This window comes from Pseudomonas sp. MD195_PC81_125, from assembly GCF_014060985.1.
GTDB lineage: Bacteria > Pseudomonadota > Gammaproteobacteria > Pseudomonadales > Pseudomonadaceae > Aquipseudomonas > Aquipseudomonas parakoreensis.
Genome location: NZ_JABULD010000146.1, coordinates 1 through 1,699, shown reverse-complemented (window position 1 = coordinate 1,699; position 1,699 = coordinate 1). Strand labels below are relative to the sequence as shown.

Sequence of the window (1,699 nt, the reverse complement as noted above, 5' to 3'; positions counted from 1 at the left end):
TGCCGAAAGGCTGCGATCTTTTGATCTTCAGAGTTTCAACTGCCCGATTGCCTTGTTGAGCTCCCCGGCCAACGTCGCCAACTCATTACTGGTGGTCGCCGAATCCACGGTCTGCTGCACGGTGTTTTCGGTCACATCACGAATGCTCACCACTGCCCGATTCATCTCTTCCGCCACTTGGCTCTGCTGCTCGGCTGCCACCGCAATCTGCGTGTTGCTCTCGCGCATCTGCGCCACGGCGCCAGTGATTTCCGCCAGCGCCTCGCCTGCCTCCTGTGCCTGCTGCACGCAGTCGTCGGCCTTGTACGAACTCTCCTGCATGAAGTCCACCGCATCGCGGGTGCCGGCCTGCAGCGCCGAGACCATGGTGGTGATTTCATCGGTGGAGGTCTGCACGCGTTTTCGCCAGGTTGCGCACCTCATCGGCGACTACCGCAAAACCGCGGCCCATCTCGCCGGCACGGGCTGCTTCGATGGCGGCGTTCAGCGCCAGCAGGTTGGTTTGCTCGGCGATGCTGTGAATCACGCTGACCACGCCGTTGATCTTCTGGCTGTCTTCGGCCAGGCGCTGGATCATTTCGGCGGTCTGCTGCACGCCGCTGGAGAGTCCGGCAATCGACTGCTGTACGCGACTGACGACTTGCTGACCGCTGCCGGCCAGACCATCGGCGGTCTGCGACAGATCGCGGGTGGCGCCGGCGTGCTGGGCGATGTGATAAACCGTGGCGGTCATCTCGTTGATTGCGGTGGCGGCCTGATCGGTTTCGCTCTGTTGGCCGAGCATGCCGTGGCGCACTTCGTTCATGCTCGCCGCCAGACGCGCGGCACCGACGTCGAGTTGTCGCGCAGTGTTGGCGACGGTGGTGACCACCCGTTGGTAACCGGCCTGCATCGCGTTGAACGCGTTGGCCATCTGCCCGACTTCGTCCTTGCACGCCAGCGGCACGCGAGCCGAGAGGTCACCGCTTTTCTCCACGTGCAGCATCACGTCTTTCAATGTGTTGAGTTGGCTGAGCAGGAAGCGGATCAGCAGTTGCGAAGCGCCGAGCATGGCCAGCATCAGGATGAACACTGCCACCGCGTAGTTGGCAAAACGTTCACTGAACACTTGCGCCAGGCTTGGACCATAGGCAATGACTGCCACCTGCTGGCCGTCGGCACGGCTGAACACTTCGGCGCCCATTAACGGGTTATTGCCGAACAATGGCAGGTGATTGATTTCGTTCCAGCCGTTGTTGTCACTGATCTCCAGCACCGGCTGATCGTTGAGGCGCGGCGCTTCCCCGCGTTTGAAGGTCAGAATCTGATCAGCCTTGGGCAATGCCTGCCCGGTCGGCCAGGCCTTGAGCAATTGTGCCTGGGCTTGGGCGGAGGCCTGCGCCGCGTGGCTGCGCGCCTGCTGTTCCAGTTGCACGGCGTACAGCACCAGCAACAGAGTGGTGACGAAGGCGACCGCGTTGACCGCCCAGAATTTGTATTTCAGCGAGATATTGCTAAGCCAGGCACCCATGGAGGTCTTCTCTGATAGCGGAAACAGTTTTGGCAAGGTGCCAGCATTGTGCCGCTATGCAGATCTGCGGATCTTGATACACATCAAAAGAACGCATTCCCTCTGTGGGAGCGAGCCTGCTCGCGAAGAGGGCGTGTCAGCCAACACCCATGCCATCTGAACCACGGCTTTCGCGAGCAGGCTCGCTCC

Annotated in this window: 1 pseudogene; it reads right to left on the bottom strand. The window is 61.2% G+C overall.

Annotation, left to right across the window (positions count from 1 at the left end):
* Positions 1 to 27: 27 nt before the first annotated feature.
* Positions 28 to 1,510 (bottom strand): annotated as a pseudogene (locus tag HT737_RS06590) (methyl-accepting chemotaxis protein).
* Positions 1,511 to 1,699 lie beyond the last annotated feature (189 nt).